Origin of the sequence: Virgibacillus sp. DJP39 (assembly GCF_049310925.1) — a bacterium.
GTDB lineage: Bacteria > Bacillota > Bacilli > Bacillales > Amphibacillaceae > Virgibacillus_F.
Map to the genome: position 1 here is coordinate 1 of NZ_JBMERP010000170.1, position 1,680 is coordinate 1,680.

General features: G+C 38.5%; 1 protein-coding gene. It reads right to left on the reverse strand.

Translation table 11 applies throughout. From position 1 onward, the window contains the following. Positions 1-98: 98 nt before the first annotated feature. Entirely contained in the window at positions 99-1,541 is a 1,443-nt protein-coding gene (locus tag ACOI1D_RS21550) for an IS4 family transposase (protein ID WP_422504240.1), read from the reverse strand. Positions 1,542-1,680: the final 139 nt, after the last annotated feature.

A 1,680-nucleotide genomic window follows, 5' to 3' on the forward strand; every position in this document is an offset into this window, starting at 1 on the left:
CTTAAGTTTCGCACCCCAAAAATACAGGGTTTCGATGCTGTGTTTTCAGCTCTATTATCCTGATGTGATGGGGTTTTTCTTTATTCCATTTTGCTCAATTAAGCGGCCTTATCTCCATCAAATAACTGATTTCCCAAAAAAGAGCCTTCAAATAGCTCTTTAATGTATTCGTACTCTGGAGAATTCTTAAAAGTTTGAATGTCAATAGTTCCGGATTCAGCAATTGCGATAATAACAACATCTAAAAGCTCTTCAAACAGATCCCATAGCCTTTCCGCAATATTCTTTTCCATCATCTCGTCCTTGATTTCCTCAAACAGTCCGCCCAGTGTTTCATAATCATTGATCCTACGAAAATAGGCCAAAAAGGTATATAGGATATACGTTGTTGTCACATGAGAAATCTGAGCATCAAAGTTCTGCGATTGGCATTTCCCCAATCGAAGTTGCTGTTTTGCCTCTTTGAAAAAAACCTCTATCGTCCAGCGTACGGAATAGACCTCAAGCATCTCAACAAGACCCAAAGACTCATCTGTAGAAAGGTAGAGTTTCCAATCTTTTTGATACGGAAATCGGCAAAAATAAAGCTTCACCGTTTCACCAATGCCTGTATAATTGACAGTTACTTCAAAATAGCGCACATTTCGTTTGCGACAACGTTTTTCTTTTCCCTCTTTCTTAAGTGTTTTTAAGAGTTGCTTGGCGTTCATTTCGTTCCCATTGTAATCATATTTTCTAAAGTCCTTTTTCATTGCACAAATAACGTGTAGTGCGCCATCTTTAATGCCTCTAACGGTAGATAGAAAGCCCTTACTTGAGAACCAGCTGTCCACCAAAACATAGTTCGCTTGAAATCCGTGCTTCACCGCTCTTTTAAGCATTCGAAGGGCATTCGTGATTTTGTCCACATCGCACTCTTTCTTGCGCTTTGCCCCATTAGATCTAGGATTTCGTTTTTTGTTGTATTGTTCTTTCCGATACTTTCGTTTCAATGCCTTTTCTGCATGCAAGCTAAAATCAAGAGGCGTGAAGCTTGTGCCGTCAAAAAGGCCCAATGTTAAGTTTTTAAATCCAATGTTATTTTTCTTACGACCCGCAACGTGATCATGGATGTAGGAAACTTTTTCGATTTTCCGACCGGTTCGAGCATCGACCGTATCATCTAGAATAAAAGCTGCTTTGTCCGCTTTTTCCTTTTTCGGATTGACCAGCTGTTGAAATTGTTTCGATACATTTAAAAGCAGATTGCGCCAAGGCATGCGCTCGTTGTTTTTTAAACGGTAAAAGGCATCCTTTTTCATCTCGGTCACGTTTTGATAACTGCTCTTGTAAAGGGCGTTAACACTGTTAAGGAGCATGAGTGGTAGCATCAACAATAAAGTCATGATATCAGTGACGGAATACCCTTGTTGCTTTTTAAATCCTACCTGATGGCAAAGAGACCGAAATTTGAACTTCTTCATCACGTTTTGTATAATAGAATCAATAGAAAAACCATGAGATTGAAATACATTTTCAATTTCTCGAACACTTTTCCGCATGATAACACGTCCTTTTTGATTGATTTGGTGTGGTAACTATATTATATCAAAAAGTCAGTGTTCATGCGGGTTTTTCTTGCTTTTTCGTCTCTTTTAAAGAGGCTTTTTTTATTGAATTATCAGGGTGCGAAACTTAAGT

Coding starts and splice junctions, on each gene's coding strand:
- ACOI1D_RS21550 (WP_422504240.1), bottom strand. CDS start 1,541: ATGCGGAAAAGTGTTCGAGAAATTGAAAATGTATTTCAATCTCATGGT.